The sequence below is a fragment of the Pseudoalteromonas sp. BMB genome, assembly GCF_001709235.1.
In the GTDB taxonomy this organism is placed as follows: domain Bacteria; phylum Pseudomonadota; class Gammaproteobacteria; order Enterobacterales; family Alteromonadaceae; genus Pseudoalteromonas; species Pseudoalteromonas maricaloris.
Window position 1 is genome coordinate 1 of record NZ_MBQA01000142.1, and the last position, 319, is coordinate 319.

1 protein-coding gene is annotated in these 319 nt (G+C 45.5%); it reads left to right on the plus strand.

All coding sequences use genetic code 11. The annotated features are described in order from the left end of the window. Window positions 1-28: 28 nt before the first annotated feature. Window positions 29-319: hypothetical protein (locus tag BB427_RS09135; RefSeq protein WP_139119055.1), on the plus strand; the 291-nt coding region annotated here is incomplete at its 3' end.

The following is a 319-nucleotide window of genomic DNA, read 5'->3' on the forward strand; positions in this document are numbered from 1 at the left end:
CAGCAACCTCAGCTCAGTAAGGAAGAAGATGGAAGGTGAGCTTTCCAACCTCAAGAAGGAAATTGAAGACTTGCAACTCGTCATCCAAAAGGGTGAGCAAGACAAGGCATCAAAGGATCACCAAATCCGCAACCTCAACGACGAAATTGCCCACCAAGATGAACTTATCAACAAACTCAACAGGGAGAAGAAACAAATGCAGGAAATGGGCCAGAAATCCGGAGAAGATCTCCAAGCAACTGAGGACAAACTCAACCACATGAACAAAGTAAAGGCCAAGCTGGAACAGACTCTTGATGAGTTGGAAGACTCCTTGGAA